This is a genomic window from Mesorhizobium sp. INR15 (assembly GCF_015500075.1).
In the GTDB taxonomy this organism is placed as follows: Bacteria; Pseudomonadota; Alphaproteobacteria; order Rhizobiales; family Rhizobiaceae; genus Mesorhizobium.
In genome coordinates this window covers 77,768-98,779 of record NZ_CP045497.1, presented here as the reverse complement: position 1 = coordinate 98,779, position 21,012 = coordinate 77,768, and the positions used below count along the sequence as shown (strand labels likewise).

The 21,012-nt window shown below is 59.8% G+C and carries 18 protein-coding genes and 3 pseudogenes; 8 read left to right on the top strand and 13 right to left on the bottom strand.

What is annotated here, in order from left to right:
- Positions 1-62: 62 nt before the first annotated feature.
- A protein-coding gene (locus GA829_RS32795; RefSeq protein ID WP_195179988.1) for an IS3 family transposase occupies positions 63-1,414 on the bottom strand; the annotation gives its coding sequence in 2 pieces (ribosomal slippage) (positions 63-1,078 and positions 1,078-1,414; 1,353 coding nt in all).
- An 83-nt stretch (positions 1,415-1,497) separates the two neighbouring features.
- On the opposite strand from GA829_RS32795, the pseudogene GA829_RS32790 reads away from it, so the two are divergent.
- Positions 1,498-1,761 (top strand): annotated as a pseudogene (locus GA829_RS32790) (DDE-type integrase/transposase/recombinase); the annotation flags it as partial.
- Here the strand turns inward: GA829_RS32790 and GA829_RS32785 are convergent.
- The 3 genes from GA829_RS32785 to GA829_RS37010 all read right to left on the bottom strand — a co-directional run bounded on the left by GA829_RS32785 (position 1,754) and on the right by GA829_RS37010 (position 3,350).
- Positions 1,754-2,374: a formylglycine-generating enzyme family protein gene (locus GA829_RS32785; RefSeq protein WP_258052393.1), complete on the bottom strand. Its 621-nt coding sequence runs from the start codon at positions 2,372-2,374 to the stop codon at positions 1,754-1,756. The pseudogene GA829_RS32790 and the gene GA829_RS32785 sit on opposite strands and share 8 nt — an antisense overlap.
- A 331-nt stretch (positions 2,375-2,705) precedes the next feature.
- Positions 2,706-3,161 carry a pseudoazurin gene (locus GA829_RS32780; RefSeq protein WP_308462356.1) on the bottom strand — a complete coding sequence of 152 codons (456 nt, stop codon included), beginning with the start codon at positions 3,159-3,161 and terminating at the stop codon, positions 2,706-2,708.
- 60 nt (positions 3,162-3,221) lie between these two features.
- Entirely contained in the window at positions 3,222-3,350 is a 129-nt protein-coding gene (locus GA829_RS37010; protein WP_258052392.1) for a hypothetical protein, read from the bottom strand.
- Positions 3,351-3,531: 181 nt separating this feature from the next.
- Here GA829_RS37010 and nirK point away from each other — a divergent pair, with 181 nt between their 5' ends.
- The gene (gene nirK / locus GA829_RS32775) at positions 3,532-4,629 is read left to right on the top strand and encodes a copper-containing nitrite reductase (protein ID WP_195180166.1); all 1,098 of its coding nucleotides are present in this window, start codon (positions 3,532-3,534) and stop codon (positions 4,627-4,629) included.
- Between the two features lie 583 nt (positions 4,630-5,212).
- Positions 5,213-6,564, top strand: a protein-coding gene (locus GA829_RS32770; RefSeq protein WP_195179988.1) for an IS3 family transposase whose coding sequence is annotated in 2 segments (ribosomal slippage) — positions 5,213-5,549 and positions 5,549-6,564 — 1,353 coding nt in all. Because the reading frame shifts where the segments join, the coding sequence is not laid out codon by codon here.
- Positions 6,565-6,823: 259 nt separating this feature from the next.
- On the opposite strand, the gene GA829_RS32765 is transcribed toward GA829_RS32770, so the two are convergent.
- Both GA829_RS32765 and GA829_RS32760 read right to left on the bottom strand, forming a co-directional pair.
- Positions 6,824-7,999, bottom strand: a complete 1,176-nt coding sequence (locus GA829_RS32765; RefSeq protein ID WP_195179987.1) for an NnrS family protein — start codon at positions 7,997-7,999, stop codon at positions 6,824-6,826.
- Between the two features lie 93 nt (positions 8,000-8,092).
- Positions 8,093-8,530: a pseudoazurin gene (locus GA829_RS32760; RefSeq protein WP_195179986.1), complete on the bottom strand. Its 438-nt coding sequence runs from the start codon at positions 8,528-8,530 to the stop codon at positions 8,093-8,095.
- Positions 8,531-8,677: 147 nt separating this feature from the next.
- Between GA829_RS32760 and GA829_RS32755 the strand changes: the two genes are divergently transcribed.
- Positions 8,678-9,379 (top strand): Crp/Fnr family transcriptional regulator, encoded by a 702-nt coding sequence (locus GA829_RS32755; protein WP_195179985.1) that lies wholly within the window; start codon positions 8,678-8,680, stop codon positions 9,377-9,379.
- 3 nt (positions 9,380-9,382) lie between these two features.
- On the opposite strand, the gene GA829_RS32750 is transcribed toward GA829_RS32755, so the two are convergent.
- Positions 9,383-9,598, bottom strand: coding sequence for a DUF1858 domain-containing protein (locus GA829_RS32750; RefSeq protein ID WP_258052391.1), 216 nt, complete (start codon positions 9,596-9,598; stop codon positions 9,383-9,385).
- A 174-nt stretch (positions 9,599-9,772) separates the two neighbouring features.
- Positions 9,773-10,868: pseudogene (locus GA829_RS32745) on the bottom strand (IS1595 family transposase).
- Between the two features lie 635 nt (positions 10,869-11,503).
- Here GA829_RS32745 and GA829_RS37665 point away from each other — a divergent pair.
- Together GA829_RS37665 and GA829_RS32735 are read left to right on the top strand one after the other, a co-directional pair.
- The gene (locus GA829_RS37665; protein WP_374940443.1) at positions 11,504-11,713 is read left to right on the top strand and encodes a TOBE domain-containing protein; all 210 of its coding nucleotides are present in this window, start codon (positions 11,504-11,506) and stop codon (positions 11,711-11,713) included.
- A 40-nt stretch (positions 11,714-11,753) separates the two neighbouring features.
- The gene (locus GA829_RS32735; RefSeq protein WP_195179984.1) at positions 11,754-12,518 is read left to right on the top strand and encodes a substrate-binding domain-containing protein; all 765 of its coding nucleotides are present in this window, start codon (positions 11,754-11,756) and stop codon (positions 12,516-12,518) included.
- Positions 12,519-12,540: 22 nt separating this feature from the next.
- Here GA829_RS32735 and GA829_RS37660 read toward each other — a convergent pair.
- The 5 genes and pseudogenes from GA829_RS37660 to GA829_RS32710 all read right to left on the bottom strand — a co-directional run.
- Positions 12,541-12,681 (bottom strand): annotated as a pseudogene (locus GA829_RS37660) (hypothetical protein); the annotation flags it as partial.
- A 280-nt stretch (positions 12,682-12,961) separates the two neighbouring features.
- Entirely contained in the window at positions 12,962-15,751 is a 2,790-nt protein-coding gene (gene fdhF / locus GA829_RS32725) for a formate dehydrogenase subunit alpha (RefSeq protein WP_195179983.1), read from the bottom strand.
- 1 nt (position 15,752) lies between these two features.
- Positions 15,753-17,426 carry an NAD(P)H-dependent oxidoreductase subunit E gene (locus GA829_RS32720; RefSeq protein ID WP_195179982.1) on the bottom strand — a complete coding sequence of 558 codons (1,674 nt, stop codon included), beginning with the start codon at positions 17,424-17,426 and terminating at the stop codon, positions 15,753-15,755.
- Between the two features lie 216 nt (positions 17,427-17,642).
- Complete coding sequence (locus GA829_RS32715; protein WP_195179981.1) at positions 17,643-17,897, bottom strand: sulfurtransferase TusA family protein; 255 nt, start codon at positions 17,895-17,897, stop codon at positions 17,643-17,645.
- A gap of 117 nt (positions 17,898-18,014) precedes the next feature.
- Positions 18,015-19,271 (bottom strand): molybdopterin molybdotransferase MoeA, encoded by a 1,257-nt coding sequence (locus GA829_RS32710; RefSeq protein WP_195179980.1) that lies wholly within the window; start codon positions 19,269-19,271, stop codon positions 18,015-18,017.
- A 139-nt stretch (positions 19,272-19,410) separates the two neighbouring features.
- On the opposite strand from GA829_RS32710, the gene GA829_RS32705 reads away from it, so the two are divergent.
- Positions 19,411-20,304 (top strand): formate dehydrogenase accessory sulfurtransferase FdhD, encoded by an 894-nt coding sequence (locus tag GA829_RS32705; RefSeq protein ID WP_195179979.1) that lies wholly within the window; start codon positions 19,411-19,413, stop codon positions 20,302-20,304.
- On the top strand, positions 20,294-20,923 hold the full coding sequence (gene mobA, locus GA829_RS32700) for a molybdenum cofactor guanylyltransferase MobA (RefSeq protein ID WP_195179978.1): 630 nt from the start codon (positions 20,294-20,296) through the stop codon (positions 20,921-20,923). The genes GA829_RS32705 and mobA overlap by 11 nt, the downstream gene beginning before the upstream one ends.
- The last annotated feature ends 89 nt before the right edge of the window (positions 20,924-21,012 follow it).

The window sequence follows — 21,012 nt, the reverse complement described above, 5'->3', positions numbered from 1 at the left end:
GAACATTTGGCTCAAGGTGCGGTGTAAATTAGCAGAGTGTTGGCCTCGTCTTGGGGTTGATGTTATGCGGCGAGCTTGCGGTGCTGCAAGCGCCGATGTTGGATGGTTTGGCGTTTGATCCTTTCGCGCTGTTTGATGATGGTCTGGGCCCTGCCGAAGTAGGCGTCGGCTGGGGTCACGTTGTCGAGGCTCTCGTGGTAGCGCCGATGGTTGTAATGCTCAACGAAGGCCCCGATCTGGGCCTCGAGGTCGCCGGGCAGGAAGTAGTTTTCCAGCAGGATCCGGTTCTTGAGGGTCTGGTGCCAGCGCTCGATCTTGCCCTGCGTCTGGGGATGCATTGGAGCGCCCCGGACATGGCTCATGCGCTGGGCCTCGATATAATCGGCCAGTTCGCCGGCGATATAGCTGGGGCCATTGTCGCTGAGCAGCCGAGGCTTGTGGTGCACATGGGACTGGTCGCACCCTGAGGCAGTAAGTGCCATGTCCAGCGTGTCGGTGACGTCCTCGGCCCGCATCGTGCTGAACAGTTTCCAGGCAATGATGTAGCGGGAGTAATCGTCGAGCACGGTCGACAGGTACATCCAGCCCCAGCCGATGATCTTGAAGTAGGTGAAGTCGGTCTGCCACATCTCGTTGGGTCGCGTCGTCTTGGTGTGGAACTCGTTCGCCGCCTTGATCACGACATAGGCCGGGCTGGTGATCAGATCGTAGGCCTTGAGGAGCCGGTAAACGCTGGCTTCCGACACGAAGTAGCGCTTCTCGTCGGTGAACCGCACCGCCAGTTCGCGCGGGGAGAGCTCGGACTGCTCCAGTGCCAGCTCGATGATCTGGTCATGGATGGCAGGCGGGATGCGGTTCCACACGCGGCTCGGCGCCGATGGTCGATCTTCAAGCGCCTCAGGGCCGCCACCGAGATAGCGGTCATACCATCGATAGAAGGTCCGTCGTGGGACCCCAAGCCGGTCCAACGTTTTGCGGGTGGGCAGGTGCGACTGCTCGACGAGCTTGATGATCTCGAGCTTTTCGGATGCGGGATACCTCATTCTGGCTCGTCCCCATCCGCGATCATGCTTTTTTTGAGCAGACGGTTTTCCAGCGTCAGGTCGGCAACGCATTCCTTGAGCGCACCAGCCTCGCGCCGCAGATCCTTGACCTCATCACTGGTGGCTGCACGGGCCGTATCGCCGGCCAGGCGGCGCTTGCCGGCTTCCATGAACTCCTTGGACCAAGTGTAATACAGGCTCTGCGCAATGCCTTCCTTGCGGCACAGCTCGGCAATGCTGTCCTCACCGCGCAGGCCGTCCAGCACGATCCGGATCTTGTCTTCCGCTGAAAAGTGCCGGCGGGTGGCCCGGCGAATGTCCTTCACCACCTGCTCCGCAGACTTTTTAGCACTTGAGGATTTCGTGGTCATCTTGGTTCCTTCGTCAGGCGACGAGACCAAAACACTCCTTAAATCTCAACCGCAAATCTGGGACATAGGTGCTGACGGGGAACAAGCGGCAGGTCATGCCGAATGTCGAACACCGTTCGCACAAGGGATTGAATAACCGGGCGGAGAATTCGCATGTGCCGTTGCGCAAACGGGAGCGAATGATGCAGGGCTTCCGATCGCCAGGGGCGCTGCAACGCTTCGTCTCGATCTTCTCAGCACTCAGAAATCTCTTCGTCCCAGCCCGCTCACAACGCTCCGCATTCGAAATTCACCACCACCGCCTCCAGGCCCTGGCGGCGTGGAAAACCGTGGCTGGGATCAGCTGAAATCAGCGCCGCAGGTCTTATCGCGTTCTTGTCCAGACAACGTGACATCGCCGTCAGCGGCTATCGTCGCGTGGACATAGCAGGTCGATGTCCATTCCCAGACATTGCTGGCAACGTCCGCCAAGCCCTTTGAGTTGATCCCAAAAGCTCCTCGAAATCTAGGCTCGGGATCGGAAACCCGCCCGAGGGCAGCTTCGATACGATATTGGGCGAGCCAGCGCAGCGCCGGATTATTCGGATCGGTGGCGCCGCCCTCGATGTCGCTTCGAAAACGTTCGCTGGCTGCATAGGCCCATTCCGCGTCTGTCGGCAGCCGCCATCTCGCGCCCATCTGAACCGAGAACCAGGCCGCATAGGCTTCGGCATCGATGTGGCTTACGCCGGTAACGGGAAAATTCCCGTCGCCCGCGATGTCGGCAGGTTTGCAGGCGCCGGCCGTCACGCAACGTCCGTATTCCGATCTGCTCACCTGGTATTTCATGATTTCCAAGGGAACACCGACCGTTGCCAGGATCAACGGTGCCGCAATGGGGTGGCTCTGGCTCATGAATTCGCCTGGCTGCGGATGGCGAAACGATCCGGGCGCAAGCGTTACCAGTTCGACGATCGCCAAAGGTTGGCGTTCGGTCGCGGAGAACCAGTCAATCGCTGTGGTCGCACCCATGACGATCAGCGCAGCGGCCGCGATGCCTCCAAGGGCGACGATGGGATTGAAAGCCATGGCATCTGTCCAGTGCGTGAACCCGCCCTCGCGGAGATTCCACAAAACGCGTTCAGGATCGGATCCTCGTGACTAAGACGTAATAGCCCTTGGGCTTCGGCCTGTTTTGTCAGGTCGTCATCCCATGGTGAAATGCAGCATTTGCGCATCGCCACCTAGCTATTCTGCTACCGGCGAGAGGGACGTGAATTACCGGAAAATCGAGCTAACGGACGATCTGCCGCTATTTTGTTTCACCGCGAATAGTCTTGGCGAACAACTCGAACATGCGCGCTTGTGCGCGCGGCGGAAGCCGAACCCCGACAAGAGCATTGAGGTTTTCGGTGTCGTGACCAACCTCAATGAGGCCCACCATCCCCATGGCGAAATGCGGTTGGCACTTGAACCCGTATAACCCCGGTACGGTAAAGGTCACGGTAATCTTCTCGTTCGTCCTTCCCTTCCAACTGGAACCGCCGTCCGGTGTCATATCCAGGATTGATTCCGAGTTATGGCCCTTGTCGGTCGGCAGGAAGGTGACGGTGTCGCCTGGCATGACGCTGACGAATGCTGGCTCGAAATGCATGAGTTGGCCGCCTGGCCCCTGGTTTACCATCTGCACCTCGTAGTCTGCGGCGGACGCGGGAGCCGCGAGCATGAGTCCGCTGGCGAGAAAGGCGAATTGTGCGAACTTGTTCAATATTTCCTCCATTGTGAGTTCGCCGGAGCACGCGCGGCGCCCGGCGTTGTGAAGCACGCGTCAGGCGGTCTTGGTGAGTACGACGACGGCCTCCGGTGCCGGAGCGCGTCCACGGAGCGACACGGCCGCCCCGGCAGTGATGATCGTCTTCATCGTCGAGGATCTCCCTTCGAGAAGGCCAATGCTCAAGGCCTGATGGTGGCTTCCTAGCAAGGCGGTTGCACGTCGTCTTTGAGGTAGATCAAAGACCACATCACCTTGAGCCTTTATGCATCGGAATTCGACGGCCAATCGCGGCCAAGGGCAACGGAGATCGACGATGACTGAGTTTATGCATGCCAGCCGCCGGCAATTCATGATGGGAACGGCCATGCTGACGGGGGCAACAGTGCTGGCGTCGAGTTCTGACGGGATGGCGGCCAAGGCGGCGGAAGCTCAGGTCGACGGCCCCGCACCCGACCTTGCCAGCATGCAGCGCGAAAAGGTGGCGCTGGTGGACCCTCCCTTCGTGCACCCTCATGAGCAGGCGACCAAGGCGACACCCGGGATAAAGGAGTTCCGCCTGGTCATAGAGGAAAAGCCGCTGGTCATCGACCAGGACGGCACCACTTATCCAGCCATGACCTTTAATGGCACCGTGCCGGGCCCGTTGATGGTGGTGCACGAGGGCGACTATGTCGAACTGACGCTGGTCAATCCGGACACCAACGCGATGCAGCATAATATCGACTTCCATGCCGCCACCGGAGGTCTCGGGGGCGGCGCTTTGACCCTCATCAATCCGGGCGAGCAGACAGTTCTGCGCTTCAAGGCGACGCGTGCCGGTGTATTCGTCTATCATTGCGCGCCAGGCGGCCCGATGATCCCCTGGCACGTCGTCTCCGGAATGAACGGCGCCATAATGGTACTGCCGCGCGAAGGCCTCAAGGATGAAGCCGGCAATTCCCTGCGGTACGACCGCATCTATTATATAGGCGAGCAGGATTTCTACCTGCCTCGCGACAGCAAAGGCGTGTTCAAATCCTATGCGTCCCCCGGCGACGGTTATGAGGAAATCATGGAGGTGATGACCAAGCTCGTTCCCTCCCATGTGGTTTTCAATGGCGCGGCTGGGGCGCTCACCGGCGACAAGGCCATGGCGGCAAAGGTTGGAGAAACCGTCCTTATTGTCCATTCACAAGCCAACCGGGACAGCCGCCCGCACCTCATCGGAGGGCATGGAGATCATGTTTGGGAGCAGGGCAAGTTCGATAATCCACCGGCAAAGAACCTCGAAACCTGGTTAGTGCGCGGCGGTTCAGCGGCCGCGGCGCTCTACAAGTTCCGTCAGCCGGGTATCTATGCATACGTCAACCACAATCTGATCGAAGCGGTGATTCTCGGCGCCACAGCGCATTTCATGGTGGAAGGCGACTGGAACGACGACCTGATGAAGCAGGTCAGCGCCCCTGGGCCGATCCCCGCCTGAAGCCAATGCTTGGGAGGTAAAGTTTATTTAGTCCTCGCTGCCGAATGCGTTTGGCCCGACAGGTTTGTCGCGATGATTAAATGTCTTGGCATCAATCCGGGCAACGCATTTTGGGCGCGTGACTTCATTGAGAATCCGCGCTGCCTCAAGGTTGCTTGTGCGCTTTTCCTTCTTCCCGGTTCGATCATCCGAAGCCCGGCGAGTTCCTGAAAGACGAACGCCCGGAAGGCACTCCCTTATCGGCAACTGATCACGCCTGCCGAGATAGCGCGCCCGACTATATGGCCTGTGCGAGGCTGGCCGCTGTGACCCAACAGCTGAGGAGATACGCGCGATCTCGCGCGATGCTCCGTGACGGAGTGAGCTATCTCGCCGCCGCCGTCCGGTGTTATTCAGAGGCGCAGGCGATACTGGCGGTTGCCGCCGATGAGGATTGGGCATTTGCCGCGGCTGAGCGCTTTGCAGGCGAATTCGGGTGTCGAAAACTATGCAGTAGCATTGTTCCCCGTCAGCACCTATGTCCCAGATTTGCGGTTGAGATTTAAGGAGTGTTTTGGTCTCGTCGCCTGACGAAGGAACCAAGATGACCACGAAATCCTCAAGTGCTAAAAAGTCTGCGGAGCAGGTGGTGAAGGACATTCGCCGGGCCACCCGCCGGCACTTTTCAGCGGAAGACAAGATCCGGATCGTGCTGGACGGCCTGCGCGGTGAGGACAGCATTGCCGAGCTGTGCCGCAAGGAAGGCATTGCGCAGAGCCTGTATTACACTTGGTCCAAGGAGTTCATGGAAGCCGGCAAGCGCCGCCTGGCCGGCGATACGGCCCGTGCAGCCACCAGTGATGAGGTCAAGGATCTGCGGCGCGAGGCTGGTGCGCTCAAGGAATGCGTTGCCGACCTGACGCTGGAAAACCGTCTGCTCAAAAAAAGCATGATCGCGGATGGGGACGAGCCAGAATGAGGTATCCCGCATCCGAAAAGCTCGAGATCATCAAGCTCGTCGAGCAGTCGCACCTGCCCACCCGCAAAACGTTGGACCGGCTTGGGGTCCCACGACGGACCTTCTATCGATGGTATGACCGCTATCTCGGTGGCGGCCCTGAGGCGCTTGAAGATCGACCATCGGCGCCGAGCCGCGTGTGGAACCGCATCCCGCCTGCCATCCATGACCAGATCATCGAGCTGGCACTGGAGCAGTCCGAGCTCTCCCCGCGCGAACTGGCGGTGCGGTTCACCGACGAGAAGCGCTACTTCGTGTCGGAAGCCAGCGTTTACCGGCTCCTCAAGGCCTACGATCTGATCACCAGCCCGGCCTATGTCGTGATCAAGGCGGCGAACGAGTTCCACACCAAGACGACGCGACCCAACGAGATGTGGCAGACCGACTTCACCTACTTCAAGATCATCGGCTGGGGCTGGATGTACCTGTCGACCGTGCTCGACGATTACTCCCGCTACATCATTGCCTGGAAACTGTTCAGCACGATGCGGGCCGAGGACGTCACCGACACGCTGGACATGGCACTTACTGCCTCAGGGTGCGACCAGTCCCATGTGCACCACAAGCCTCGGCTGCTCAGCGACAATGGCCCCAGCTATATCGCCGGCGAACTGGCCGATTATATCGAGGCCCAGCGCATGAGCCATGTCCGGGGCGCTCCAATGCATCCCCAGACGCAGGGCAAGATCGAGCGCTGGCACCAGACCCTCAAGAACCGGATCCTGCTGGAAAACTACTTCCTGCCCGGCGACCTCGAGGCCCAGATCGGGGCCTTCGTTGAGCATTACAACCATCGGCGCTACCACGAGAGCCTCGACAACGTGACCCCAGCCGACGCCTACTTCGGCAGGGCCCAGACCATCATCAAACAGCGCGAAAGGATCAAACGCCAAACCATCCAACATCGGCGCTTGCAGCACCGCAAGCTCGCCGCATAACATCAACCCCAAGACGAGGCCAACACTCTGCTAATTTACACCGCACCTTGAGCCAAATGTTCTGACGACGGACAGCCCTGTCGAATTTCGTGACTGACGGAAAAGCGCAAGCTACGCCGTTGGCACGCCTCCCGACAATCTGGGATTAAGGCTGGTCCGGACCATCGAGGATGGGAGAACCGTATCCTCGGCATTGCCGGATGAATCTGAAGTAGCCGCTCCATTCGCGTTTCGACGGTCGCCTGCTTACCCAGTCGGCTCACCGCGCCTTTGGCGTCATCAATGCATTGCCGTAGACCAGGATGAAGCCTGCAAATGCCGCCACCCATGCGGCGCCGGCAATGTCGATCACCACGCCAAAGGGGACGAAGGCGGCCAGGATTCTCAATGATCCCGCGACAAGGACGGCTACGAAGATGGACGAGGCGCCTCTTCCAGCCTTGAGCTCTCGCCCGGTGTGCCCGAGCGTTGCGCGGGTCATCACGGCAAGCGTCATCGTGCCGACCGCACCCGTACCGAGCGCGTGAAGTCCCGCCGCTGCTGGTACGGCATCAGGGAAGAAGATCGATGCCGAGACGAGGGCGAGACCAACCGGCACAAAGGCATATGCAAGATGGAGTACAAGCACGAGCGGATCCCGCAATGTGCGCTCGCCAGCCCAGCGCGACAGACGCCACGCCTGGCAGATTGCGGCGACGGCCATAAGCATTCCTGAGACACTGTTGTCGGGGGCGAACGACCATGCTCCCAGTGCGACGGCTGAGATGGCTATCGATGCAATGTCAAAACGGTCGAACGGCGCAGACAGCCTTCCAGGATTTTCGCGGACAAGCCAGTTGCGTGTGAAGCTCGGAATGATGCGCCCACCGATCAGCGAGATGAGCATGATCGCTGCAGCCATGCCGAGCCTGCGGCTGATGTCGGATGTGCCTTGGAGGTGCGCCTCGATGTGGAACGCGCCGTTGGCGCCAGCCAGGACGGCAAGCGGCAGCAGAACCTTGAGATTGCGCCAATTCCGTCCCGCGACGATTTCTCGTGCCGCCGCCGCAGCGACCGCAAGCAGAAAAGCGCCATCGATCACGGCGGCGGCTTGCCAGCCGATATCCGCCGAGAAGAAGACAGCGGCGCGGCCGGCAAGCCACAGGACAACCAGCGCCAGCAACGGCAGTCCCTGCACGGGCAGCCGGCCTGTCCAGTTAGGGATGGCGGTCAGCAGGAACCCGGTAACGATCGCCGGCAGATAGCCGAACAGCATCTCGTGGATATGCCAGTCGACCGGGACAAACGCACTGTGGGCAACAAGCTCGCCGGCATACATCGGCAGCCAGAGCAGAATGGAGAGCGCGGCATACAGCGACCCGAGGAGGAAGAAGGGCCTGAATCCATAGGAGAGAACCGCGGGACCGGAGTAGCTCCGCAGGCGTGAAACTGCCATGACTGCATCCTCAATGAAAAGGGCCGGATGAACCGCCGCGCGGTCCGTCCGGCCCGTCCCCCGCCCCCTTACGGCAGGCAGACCGTATGGTGGTCAGTTGGCCGGAACCTGGGTGAACAGGTCGGCGAACACCGTTTTTGCCTTGCCAGGATGCTTGACCGCCTTGGCGGCATCGAGATTGACCGGCTTGCCGACAACGATGAGCGCGACCATCCCCATGCCGTAGTGGGGCGCACATTTGACGCCGTAGACGCCCTCCTTCGTCAGCGTAACGGTGATTTCCTCGCTGGGCTTGCCTTTGAAAGGCTCAGCGCCATCCGGAAGCATGCCCTTGATCGACTCGGCGTCGTGGGTCTTGTCGGTCGGCACGAACTTGACGGTGTCGCCAGGTGCTGCCTTGACGAAGGCCGGCTGGAAAACCATGGCGCCCTTTTCGCCCTTGTTGAGCATTTGCACCACGTGCTCTTCCGCGCCTGCACCGCCGGTGAGCGCGAGGAGGGAGATTGCGGCCGCGAGGATGGAGAGTTTCATCGATTTGTCCTTTGTTTCGTCTTCGCGGCGTTGCGCCGTTCCATGCCATTTAGCCTGATGCGGCTACCGACAATTTGCGCTGGCGCAAACTCGGGATAAGAAAGGGCTGCCGCACGATTGACGCGGAAGGACCATGAGGAAATTCGCTTGGTTGCGCTGGACCGATCGCTGATATCGCGGCTGCCCCTTTTTCAAGGGATGGCGCCCGAAGAGCAAAGCGAGCTCCTCAGAGGCGCTCGATCGTCACGTTATGCCAAGGACTCAACGATCTTCGAGCAGGAAGCCGAGGCCCATTCCTTCTTCGTGCTGATCGCCGGGCACATACGGGTGGTCCGCACCACGCCTGACGGACAGCAGGTCATCGCGAGATACATCAGCGAAGGCGAGATCTTTGGCGTCGCCGCAGCGCTAGGCCGGACTACCTACCCCGCCAGCGCTGTCGCAGCGGTGGATTGCGTGGTGCTGGCCTGGGCCAATGCTCTATGGCCGGAACTGGCGCGCCGGTTCCCGGTGTTTGGGGCAACCACATACAAGACCGTTGGAACCAGGCTGCAGGAGACCCAGACGCGGGTGGTCGAGATGTCCACGGAACAGGTGGAGCAGCGGGTTGCGCATGCACTGTTGCGGCTGGCAAACCAGACCGGCCGCAAGACCGACATCGGCATCGAAATCGATTTTCCGATCTCAAGGCAGGACATTGCCGAGATGACCGGTACGACGCTGCATACGGTCAGCCGGCTGCTGAGCAAGTGGGAAGACAACGGAATAATTCTCAGCGGGCGCCAGAAAGTCACGGTCAAGGATGCGCATCGCCTTGTGGTTCTGGCCGAGAACCGGGACAAGGGCTGACCGTCACCATTCTCCTCGAACGGCCGCTTCGAGTTCGACGAGAAAGTCGCCCTCATCGATCTGATGTTCCCGGCACGCCTCAGTCACGGTATGGAATGTGCCGATCGGACAGCCGACGCAGAGCATCTTGTGTCTCAGCATCACCGCCACCGTTGCCGGCCATTTCCTCATAATTTCGTCGACGACCATGTCGGGGTTGATCGAACTGCGCTGTTTCACGATGAAGTCTCCGCGATTTGCGAAGCGTCTTCATAAATCCGGCTCCGGCTTCCTTCGTTGCGCTTTCGCAACTTCGTAGCGCTGGCTCATCAGGGCCGGAATGTTTTGCGCAAGAAAAGGCGCTCGTAGAATGGGGTCGGAACAAGATTTGCTTTCCCAGACACGCCGCCTTTATCAACCAAAGACAGCTACTGCTGATTTGATGGTGATTCCGCCATCCGGGCTTCTGCGCATCTGACGCCCGGTAGCGAATCGGAAGACCTGCATCAATTGCAGCGCTGGCGACACACGTGACCAAAGAGTTCGCACGACCTGGCGGCCACGCCGTGTCTTCCTGACCGCCTGACCGATAACGATGCGCTGGGACCAGCGGAAACCCATCTCGTGGAAATAGAGGTCGGCATGCTGTGGACTGATGTGATGAAACACTCCCGCGATAGTGCGGCGGATCCGGGAATTGAAGCCTTCCACCGAATTGACGTGAACCGCGTCGCGAACATATTCGCGGCTGGAGTGATTGACCGTCTCGTGATCTGTAAAGCCCTCGCCGATCGCCATGAATGCTTTCGCTTCATCGCTCATCAAACGGGCCTCCGGCGAGACCTGCGTTTCGATCGCACGTTCTGCCGCTCGCAATGAGAGACCGGTGACAACCGCGGCGCGCATCGCCAGCAAGCGTGCCGGGAACCCTGTCCGCGGGCCGCTGCACCATGCCGAGAACCGTTGTTTTCTCCGTGTTTGCCTGACCTTTGCGGCCACGTCCCGGCGGCGGCTCGTCGGGCCGCTTCCTTGGCCTGCCGCCGAGATGGAAGTGGTCGATCTCCACCGTGCCGGCCAACATGTTTTCCCGCGCCACCATGAGACGCAACGCGTGGCCTATTCGCCAGGCGGTCGGTTGGCTCACCCCAAGAGTTTCCGCCAGCCGCACCGAGGACAGGCCCTTGTCCGATTGCAGCAGCAACCACATCGCCTTCAGCCATGTGCGCAGCGGCAACTTTGTGGAATGCAGAGGCGTGTGCGTCGTCACCGTGAACTGGAACCGGCAATCGCCGCTCGAGCATTGATACAGTCCAGGCCGGGCGCAGCGTTTTCCCATGTCCCGGCCGGCTATGGCGATCGAACGCTTGTAGCCACAGGCCGGGCAGACCCGACCATCCGGCCATACCATGCCCTCCAATAACCGCCGGCAATGGTCCTCATCGCTGAAGGCTGCGACCATGTCCTCGACAGTGCGGATGCCAGATAGCAATTCGATCAATGTCTCAGGCATTTGCGTCTCCTTAGCTCATGCGAAAGTTTCGCACGAAAAAGCAATGATCTCAACACAAATGCTGTCTTTGGTTGATAAAGGCGAGACACGCTAAGGTCGAACGAAGCACGAACATCTGTTTGTCCCTGGATAAGATTACCAACTCGATTGCGATCGATCTTGCAGCGACCATAAGCTCGGGTCCTTCATGGCGAGGAGCGAACGAATAGGCCGAAGAAGGCTGGTCAATGCGGCGGAGGCAAAGGTTCTTTTTGGTCTCCCGGCTGACGAGGATAGTCTGGTCCGGCATTACACTCTCGAGACCGGTATCACGGCCATCTTTGTGACCCACGATCAGGCAGGGGCCCTTTCCATGTCGGACCAGATCGTCGACATGAACGGCGGTCGATAGAACAGATCGGTACGCCGGAGCAGGTTTACGAGAAGCCAGCGACTGCCTTCGTGGATTTCCTCGGCAAGGCCAACATGCTCGCCGGCACAGTGAGTACCGCCGACGGGCTGAAGGCAACGGTCGCGCTCCCGCCGGCCAGACTATTACGGTCGCCTCGTCGAAACCTCTCGAACCTGGCCGCGTCGTCACGACGGTGGTGCGGCCGCAGAAATTGTCGGTCGGTTCCGCAGTAACGGCCAATAGCATGTCCAGCCGCGTCGTCTCCACCTCCTATTTGGGTTGGAGCGCCATCTACGAGATCAACATCGGCGGTAACACGAAGGTCCGTGTCAACACCAAGATCAATGGCACAGCGGTGCGTGAAAGCGAGACGCTCGACATCGGCTTCGATTCTGCCGACTGTGTCTTGCGGCGCGAAGCTAACCTAAGGTGGCTGCTGAAAAGCAAACCATAGGGCGGTGCCCCATGAGAATTGCCTTGGGAGGTGCATACCGATGAAACCCGCTGCGTCTCACTCAACGATACTGATATACGCTGCGGGAAGCTTGAGATCCGTCCTTCCGGTCTTGATTTCCGCCTTCTCTGAAATGACCGGGGTTCAAATTGAAACGCGGCATGGCCCTGCCGGTCTGCTCCGAGAGCGCATCGAATCGGGCGAGCGGCCAGACATCTTCCTGTCCGCCAACTTCGCTCATTCGGCTCGTCTTGCTGAACAAGGTCTGGCGATGCCACCTGTGGTCTTTGCCCGCAACACCATGGCCGCTGTGGTGCGCCGGGATGCCGGATTCACGACAGCGAATTTCATCGATAGGCTACTCGATCCTGCCATCGGCATCGCCACCTCGACACAGTCAAAGGATTCCTCGGGCGACTATGCCTGGGCAATCTTCCGACGGGCGGAAAAACTCAGGCACGGCAGTTTCGCCATTCTGGACGCCAAGGCCCAGCACCTGGTCGGAGGCTCTGAAATGGCAAATGCGGCGGGCCGCTATGATCCGATCATGGCGGCCTTGGCGGCTGGAACCGTGCATGTGTTTCTCGGCTATCGCACCGGCTTAGGGCTGGCGGAGGCTACACAGGGGGTCAAAATCGTCAAGATTCCGGCCAATCTAAATGTCGTGCCGGAATACGCCTTGGCTGCACTGAAGGATTGTTCGCTGGCTGGAATGGCCTTCGCATTGTTTATTGTCTCGGCTGCGGGACAGAAGCTGTTGCGAAATTTCGGCTTTCAGCCGGTCGCGCTCTCGGAAGGGCGCTGAGCAAGCAAGATTGCGCCAAGTCTCATGAATCAGAACCCGGCTGTGAAACAGAACCCGGCGTGGTATCGAACCGGACGAACTTCACGGTCTCGCCGACCTCTGCTGCCGAGGCGCCGGCCGGACGAACTACCAGGCAATTCGACTGCGCGAGAAGCGCCAGCGTAGAGGCGTCCTGTTACTCGAACGTGCGACGGTAAAAACGCCATCTGCGATCGGCAGCATTGCTGGCGGATAGTCGTCACGCACCGTCTTCCCTATCGGCGCGGACAAACGTGCATTATCGTAATCTGGTCCACCATCATCGCGACCTGCCATGACCATCATGACAAGCTTCAGGAAAAGCAATGAACACACGAGCGCGGATAAGCGAGTCACTCGTATGATCCAAGCTGTTGCTCGTCGATGGATGAAGTCGGCAACACATCTTGGCAATCTGAGTTCGATTACTCGGCTGCCTCCGCATGAGCTTTCTGCGCGACGCGGGCAGCGCAATATTTGAACTCCGGTATTTTGCCGTATGGATCGAGCATCGGGTTGGTCAGCTTGTTTGCCGGGCTTTCGTTGAAGCAGAAGGGGATGAAAATCATCCCGTCCGCCACCTCGCGGTCGGCTCGCAAAATCGCCTCGATTGTTCCACGTCTCGTTTCGACCTGGATGACATCTCCCACCGACAGATCGCGCCGTTTGATCTCGTAAGGGTTCATCGCAGCAATGCCTTGCGGCTCGATTGCATCGAGCACTCCTGCACGCCGTGTCATGGCGCCCGTGTGCCAATGTTCCAGCATGCGACCCGTCGTCAGCACCAGCGGATAGTCTTCATCCGGTACTTCGTCGGGCGGGAGAAGGTCGGTCGGCACGATACGGCCCCGCCCATCGCTGGTCGGGAAGCGCGACGAGAAGATCACTTCATTGCCTGGCACATCTGGGCCATCGGCTGGGTAAACAACCGAACCCTCGCGCTCCACTCGCTCCCATGAAATGTGTTTCAGCGACGGCATGACCTGCGCCATTTCGGCGTAGACGTCGGATACATCGTTGTACTTCCAGCCGAGATCCATGCGGTTGGCGAGATTGATGATCAGGTCGAGATCTTGGCGCGCGTCGCCCGGAAGCTCAAGTGCGGGGCGGCCAATCTGCACCTGCCTGTTGGTGTTGGTGTAGGTTCCGAACTTTTCGGCATGGGCCGATGCCGGCAGCACGACATCGGCATGCCAGGCGGTCTCGGTCAGGAAAATGTCCTGCACGACCAGATGATCGAGCTTGGCAAGTGCCGCGCGCGCATGGGTCTGGTCGGGGTCCGACATCGCCGGGTTTTCGCCCATGATATACATGCCTTTGATCTCGTCGGCATGGATGGCGTCGATGATCTCGACCACCGTCAGGCCGCGCTTGGGATCGAGAGTCTGGCCCCAGAAATTTTCGTACTGCGAGCGAATGTCGATGTTCTCGACCGATTTGTAGTCGGGGTAGTACATTGGGATCAGTCCCGCATCCGAAGCGCCCTGCACGTTGTTTTGCCCACGCAGCGGGTGGAGACCTGTACCGGGACGGCCAATATGTCCGGTAATCAGCGCCAGGGCGATCAGGCAGCGTGAATTGTCGGTGCCGTGTGTATGCTGCGAAATTCCCATGCCCCAGAAGATCATCGAGCGCTCAGCCCGCGCGTACATGCGCGCGACGTCTCGGAGCACACTTGCGTCAACACCGCAGACGTCAGCCATGGTCTCTGGTGAGAAGTCCTTCACCTTGAGTTTCAGGGCCTCGAAGCCGGAGACATTGGCCTGGATATATTGCTCGTCGTACAGCTTCTCTTCGATGATGACGTGGATCAGCGAATTCAGCATGGCGACATCGCTGCCCGCCTTGAAGCGCAGGGAATGCGTTGCATGGCGCATCAGGTCTTGGCCACGCGGATCCATGATGATCAATTTTAGGCCGCGCTTGACGGCCTGCTTGAAATAGGTGGCGGCGACCGGATGATTGGTCGTCGGCCGCGCTCCGATGATGATGGCGCATTCGGCTTTCATCGCATCCATAAACGGCGCCGACACCGCACCGGAGCCAACGCCCTCCATCAAGGCAGCCACGGAAGATGCGTGGCAAAGCCGGGTACAGTGATCGACATTGTTCGTGCCGAAGCCTTGCCGGACGAACTTCTGAAACAGATACGCCTCTTCATTCGAGCCCTTGGCCGAGCCAAAGCCAGCCAGCGCCGGACCGCCATGATCCTTGAGTATAGTCTTGAAACCAGCGGCCGCGCGCTCCATCGCCTCTTCCCATGTGGCTTCGCGAAATACCGTCAGCGGATCGACGTAGCGCAAATCCGCCTCACCGAATTTCGGGGCATCGTCGCGACGGATAAGCGGCTTTGTCAGGCGATCCGGTGACATCGCGTAGTCGAAGCCGAAGCGTCCCTTGACGCAGAGCCGATTCTCGTTCGCTGGGCCATTGCGGCCGTCAACCTGAACGATACGGTTGTCTTTCACGGCCACGCTGGTCTGGCAGCCGACGCCACAGAATGGACAAAGCGTTTCGACGACCTTGTCGAAGTCTTGGACGACACGTGTCTTGCCGGACTTGTCCATCAAGCTCTTCTCGTAGAGCGCACCTGTCGGGCAAGCCTGTACGCACTCGCCGCAGGTCACGCAGGTCGAGAGCCCCATGGGATCGTGCATATCGAAGACGGGAACGGTATGTCCGCCGCGATCGGCCATGCCGATGACGTCGTTGACCTGAACCTCACGACACGCTCGAACGCAGGCGCCGCAAGCGATACAGGCATCCAGATTGACGGCGATCGCAGGGTTGGAAATGTCGAACTCGGCTACGTCGGCATCGTGAAACTTGGAACTGAAGCGTTCGCTTCCAGCAATGCCCATCGATCCGGCCCACTGCCAGAATTTCGACTGGTTATCGGGACCGTCAGCTGCAGCCCGCATGTTGCTGGCGAGCAGCTCGAACACCATCGCTCGAGACTTCTCGGCCCGTTCGGTGTCGGTCTTGACGATCATTCCGACCGTTGGCTTGCGAATGCAAGATGCCGCCAGCACCCGCTCGCCCTCGATATCGACCATGCAGGCCCGGCAATTGCCGTCGGCCCGGTAACCTGGGAGATCGACATGGCAGAGATTTGGAATGGCGGTGCCTTCGCGCTTGGCCACCTGCCAGATGGTCTCGCCTTCGGTCGCCGTGACCGACTTGCCGTTTAGTGTGAATTCAATGGGACCAGCCATTTCAAATATCCTCGCGGAAGTGCTTCAGCAAATGGTTGACCGGGTTCGGCGCCGCCTGACCTAGGCCGCAGATCGAGGAATCGCGCATCACCATCTCCAGGTCGCGCAGTCCGGTTTCGTCCAGAGGACCGTCCGTCTCCAAGAGCTGAACCATTTTCCCGGTCCCCTCGCGGCATGGTGTGCACTGGCCGCAGCTTTCATGCCTGAAGAACTTGAGTAGGTTCACGGTCGCGGCTTTGGCGCTGTCTTGATCCGAGAACACCACCACGGCGTGGGAGCCGACAAATGCGCTCTGCTTGGCAAGTTCTCCCCCGAAATCGAGGGGGATGTCGCCCATCGAAGCTGGCAGGATACCGCCCGAAGCTCCGCCGGGCAGATAAGCCTTGAAAGAATGGCCGTCCTGCATACCGTCGCAATAATCTTCGATCAGTTCGCGCACGGTGATGCCAGCAGGTGCCAGTTTGACACCCGGGTTCTTTACGCGACCCGAGACTGACCACGAGCGCGCGCCAGGGTGACCATGCTTGCCCAGTCCAGCAAACCATTCCGCACCTTTTTCCACGATGTCGCGAATCCACCAAAGCGTCTCGACATTGTGGTTGAGGGTCGGGCGGCCGAACAGGCCGACCTCGGCGATATAGGGCGGACGGTGGCGCGGCAGGCCGCGCTTGCCCTCAATGCTCTCCAGCATCGCGCTTTCCTCGCCGCAGATATAGGCGCCCGCGCCGCGTCGAAGTTCTATGAAGCCAGGCGCGGCGATGCCGGCCAGCTCCAGCGCGGCGATTTCGGATTTCAGGATTTGAAGGACCGCCGGATACTCGTCGCGCATGTAGAAATAAATCCGCCCGGCTTCCACCGCATGGGCTGCGATCAGCGCGCCTTCGAGCGTGCGATGCGGATCGCGTTCGAGGTAGACACGATCCTTGAACGTGCCTGGCTCGCCCTCGTCGCCATTGATCGACATTAGGCGAGGGCCTTTGTAGGAACGCACGAACTCCCACTTCTTGCCCGCCGGGAACCCGGCTCCGCCGAGTCCCCTGAGGCTGGCGCCCTGCATGATAGCGATGATTGCCCCAGTAGTAAGCTCTCCGTCGCGCACCTTCTGCAGAAGTTGGTAACCGCCGGCCGCTCGATAGGCCTCTAAGCCCGTGAAATCCGGTACCACGACTTTGGTGTCACCGAGACGAGCCATCTCCGATAGTTGCTCGGCTGTGGCATGGTCGACCTCGCGGTCGCCGATCCGAGCGGCAGGAGCCGAAGCGCAACGGCCCATGCAGGGCGCACGTACGACGCGGATAGCGGTCGGATCGACCTGCGCATTGAGACCGTCGAGAAGGTCTTCCGCGCCAGCCAGCATGCAACTGATCGAGTCGCATACCCGGATCGTCAGCGGAGCTGGCGGAGTCTCACCCTCCTTCACGATATCGAAATGATCGTAGAACGAGGCGACTTCATAGATTTCGGCCTGGGACAGACGCATATCCTCGGCCAGCGCCCGAAGGTGCTGCGCCGACAGACACCCGTACCTGTCCTGGATCAGATGCAGAAATTCGATCAGGAGATCGCGGCGACGCTCACGGCCCAGAAGCAAATCTTGGACCTCCCGGAGTGCGGTGTCGTCAAGAGCACGCCCCTTAGGTCCTCGATCGCGAGGGCGCCGAGATTGCATCGTCATGCACATTCCCTTCCGTCGAATCGTCCCAGGCAGCGACCGCTGTCAGGCACAGCTACCTAGTTTGAACTTAGCGTACTGGCCGTTCAATGCGAGAATAAATGCGACAGTTGATTGGAAAAGCGCGCCGCAAGTCGCGTCCGCAGTCTCAATATCGCGCAACAGGTTGATCATCTCGGCTTGCCCCGGCAACCCAGAGAACCGGAAGTGCCGTGCCATTCACGGGCGCTTACGCTTGACCACCGGAGCGCTCGTCTTTATGATCAGAAAGACATTGCCATTCTCGTCTCGATCAGTGCTTTCGAGGCGATCTCCCGTTTCGTTCAGAAGGTTGGGAATGTCGATGGCGGACAGCGGATCGGTGCAATGTACTTCCAGCCTGTCGCCCTGTTCGATGAAAGTAAGTGCCTTGCGCGTCTTCAGCGCTGGCAAGGGGCATTTCAGGCCCGACAGATCAAGCTTCATCGTGTTCATCTCGGCACCGTGGCAAGGACCACAGTTACCGTCAATTGGCCAAGGTGGCGCATGGTATGGGGCACAGCCGCTGCCATGAGGGTCGGCGTGCTTTGCCAATGCGCTGAATTCCTGGTGTCAGATCAGGCTCGAATAGGAAATGTACTCCACTGTGTCGCCGACCTTGATTTCGGTGGTTTCCTCGCGAAGTTCGACCAGGCCATCCGTGTCGACAAGCGATGAAAGCAGGCCGGCACCCTCTCGCGGGAACTTGGTCGCTTCAGGCAAGCCGGCTTTGCCATGGCGCAGATTGACGCGGACATATTCGCGTCGGCCCGCCTTCTTTCGATACGAAAACGCTGCTCGCACGGGGATCGGAAACACTGGTACCGATGGTGATCCTGCCAGCGCCATGATGGCAGGCCGAGCGATCAGCGCGAACGTGACGAAGCTTGCAACCGGATTTCCCGGGAGGCCGATGAACGGTATGCCCTGGATAACCCCCATTGCGACGGGGCGGCCGGGCTTGATGGCCACGCGCCAGAAGACAAGCGTGCCGACGCTCTCGACACTCGCCTTGACATGGTCGGCCTCTCCTGTGGAAACGCCGCCCGAGGTCAGGATGAGATCATGCGTCGAGGCCGCCGCCTTCAGGACCTCGGCGATTGCGGCGCGGTCGTCACCGAGAATGCCAAGGTCGGTGACGAGGCAGCCAAGACGCGAAGCCATGGCCGACAACATGAAGCGGTTGGAATCGAAAAGCTGGGCCTCTCCGCGTGCCGAACCAGGGGCAACAATTTCATTTCCAGTCGAGAAAATAGCCACCTTTACGCGCCTGGCCACCTCGACCTCGGTCATGCCCAATGCCGCAATCAAGGCAACATCCTGGGGACGAAGCCGGTGACCTGCCTTCAGCACATTTTTTCCCAGGGGAATATCCTCACCGGCGGGGCGCACATTTGAACCCTGCCTGAGACCGGGCGGCAGGATCGCATCCCCCGCGTTGTCAACAACGACGTCCTCCTGCATGAACACTGTGTCGGCGCCGTCCGGCATCAGCGCGCCAGTGAAGATGCGAATGGCTTGACCGGGCTCAATGGCCTGACGTGCAGCCATGCCAGCCTGAACATAGTCGGTAACCGGAAAGGTTTTGCCGGCCATGACCGGGATATCGGCACCACGAATGGCATAGCCGTCGACTGCCGAATTGGTGAAGGGCGGAAGCGGCAGTGGCGCCACCAGGTCGCGCGCAAGAATACGCCCGTCGGCTGTGCCAAGCGGCACGATTTCTTGCCCGTTCAGTGGAGCAAGGCGCGATGCGAGGAGCGCGAGCGTGTCGTTGACGGGCATCAGCGGGCCGCCAAACGCGAAGCAATCGTCCGAAAGTTGTGCCATTTTACAACTGTACTGTTCTACCAGCGCAAAAAATTGAGCAGCATTCCGAGGGTCGGCCTATATCATCAGAGACCAGCGGGCGAGCATTTTCAGTTTGACCTCAGCACGCAGCCCGTTCGCCAATGATTGCGAGAACACAATGCATCCTGTCAAAGTGAGTCCCAAATTGGCTGTCGTTATGCCGGATCCGGCCGCGCCGCGCCTTACCGAGAGGGTGAGCGGCATCGATCACACTGGCGCGGTTGTCGAAATCAATGTTCCTGCCGAGAGGGCGCTTACGCTTTATCTCAATGCACAGGAAATCGTCACCATGATGACGATCAACGACTATCCCGAATATCTGGCTCTCGGCTACCTGCTCAACCAGAACATGCTCAAGCCCGACGACGTTGTCACGGAGGTCGACTACGATGATGACCTTCAGGTCGTTGTCGTGCGCACCGAGCGTAACACCAATTACGAGCAGAAGCTGAAAAAGAGAACGCTGACCTCTGGCTGCGCGCAAGGCACGGCCTTTGGCGATCTCATGGAAGCGCTCGAAGAAATTGACCTGCCCGCAGCTGAACTGCGGACCTCCTGGCTCTATCAGATGACCCGTAGCATCAACACCACGCCCTCGCTTTACCTTGAGGCCGGCGCGATCCACGGCTGCGTGCTTTGCAGGGAAGGAACCCCAATCTGTTACATGGAGGATGTCGGCCGTCATAACGCGGTCGACAAGATCGCTGGCTGGATGTACCGCAACGACGTCGATCCGGCAGACAAGATCCTCTACACTACTGGTCGACTCACTTCCGAAATGACCATCAAGACGGTGCGCATGGGCATCCCCATACTCGTCTCGCGGTCCGGTTTCACCGCCTGGGGAGTGGCGCTTGCACGGGAGGTCGGCTTGACCTTGGTCGGACGGGCGCGGGGCAAACGGTTCACCGCGCTTTCCGGCGAAAAGAGGATCGTGTTCGACCAGGATCTTGAGCTGGTTGACGAAGAGCCCTCGCGGCACAGGCGCAAGGGCGGCGACAATGACGAGTGACACCATCCCAACTGTCGGCGTCGTTCTCGCAGGCGGTCTGGCGCGCCGCCTGGGTGGCGGCGACAAACCGATGCGTGAGATCGGCGGACGCACCATCCTCAGCCGCGTGATCGAGCGGCTCGCACCCCAGTGCGACAGTCTGATCCTGAACGCCAATGGTGATCCCGAACGCTTCGCCGCGTTCGGATTGACGGTCATTCCCGACACAGTGGCGGAATATCCCGGGCCTCTTGCGGGAGTGCTTGCGGCACTCGACTGGGTGGCCGCCAACAGGGCCGACGCAGAATGGATTATCAGCATTCCCGGGGATTGCCCGTTTCTGCCGCGCGACCTTGTCCATCGGCTGCAGGGTGCGCGTGTCGAGCAGAACGCCCAACTCGCGGTAGCGGTGTCGGGCGACCAGGCACATCCTGTGGTCGGTTTGTGGAGTGTCGCGTTACGCCATGAACTGCGGTATGCGCTCGTCGAAGAAGACGTACGGAAAATCGACCGCTGGACCGAACGGTATCGGCTCGCCAAAGTGTCTTGGCCGATTGAGCCCTTAGACCCGTTCTTCAATGCGAATACGCCGGAGGATATAGCCGAAGCTGAGATGCTGGCGGATCTGGTTGACGATTAGGCCAACCGATTCCGCAATGGGGGCAGAGGGTGAACGAGCTTCGTTTTGTTCAGTGAGTGTGCATTGAATGTTCTTGTGTTGCCCACGCG

What these genes read in the sequence shown, in the direction of transcription:
- nirK (WP_195180166.1), top strand. Translation starts at nt 3,532, where the DNA reads ATGCTGACGGGGGCAACAGTGCTGGCGTCGAGTTCTGACGGGATGGCG.
- GA829_RS32765 (WP_195179987.1), bottom strand. Translation starts at nt 7,999, where the DNA reads ATGGCAGTTTCACGCCTGCGGAGCTACTCCGGTCCCGCGGTTCTCTCC.
- GA829_RS32760 (WP_195179986.1), bottom strand. Translation starts at nt 8,530, where the DNA reads ATGAAACTCTCCATCCTCGCGGCCGCAATCTCCCTCCTCGCGCTCACC.
- GA829_RS37665 (WP_374940443.1), top strand. Translation starts at nt 11,504, where the DNA reads ATGTCCAGCCGCGTCGTCTCCACCTCCTATTTGGGTTGGAGCGCCATC.
- GA829_RS32735 (WP_195179984.1), top strand. Translation starts at nt 11,754, where the DNA reads ATGAAACCCGCTGCGTCTCACTCAACGATACTGATATACGCTGCGGGA.
- fdhF (WP_195179983.1), bottom strand. Translation starts at nt 15,751, where the DNA reads ATGGCTGGTCCCATTGAATTCACACTAAACGGCAAGTCGGTCACGGCG.
- GA829_RS32720 (WP_195179982.1), bottom strand. Translation starts at nt 17,426, where the DNA reads ATGACGATGCAATCTCGGCGCCCTCGCGATCGAGGACCTAAGGGGCGT.
- GA829_RS32715 (WP_195179981.1), bottom strand. Translation starts at nt 17,897, where the DNA reads ATGAACACGATGAAGCTTGATCTGTCGGGCCTGAAATGCCCCTTGCCA.
- GA829_RS32710 (WP_195179980.1), bottom strand. Translation starts at nt 19,271, where the DNA reads ATGGCACAACTTTCGGACGATTGCTTCGCGTTTGGCGGCCCGCTGATG.
- GA829_RS32705 (WP_195179979.1), top strand. Translation starts at nt 19,411, where the DNA reads ATGCATCCTGTCAAAGTGAGTCCCAAATTGGCTGTCGTTATGCCGGAT.
- mobA (WP_195179978.1), top strand. Translation starts at nt 20,294, where the DNA reads ATGACGAGTGACACCATCCCAACTGTCGGCGTCGTTCTCGCAGGCGGT.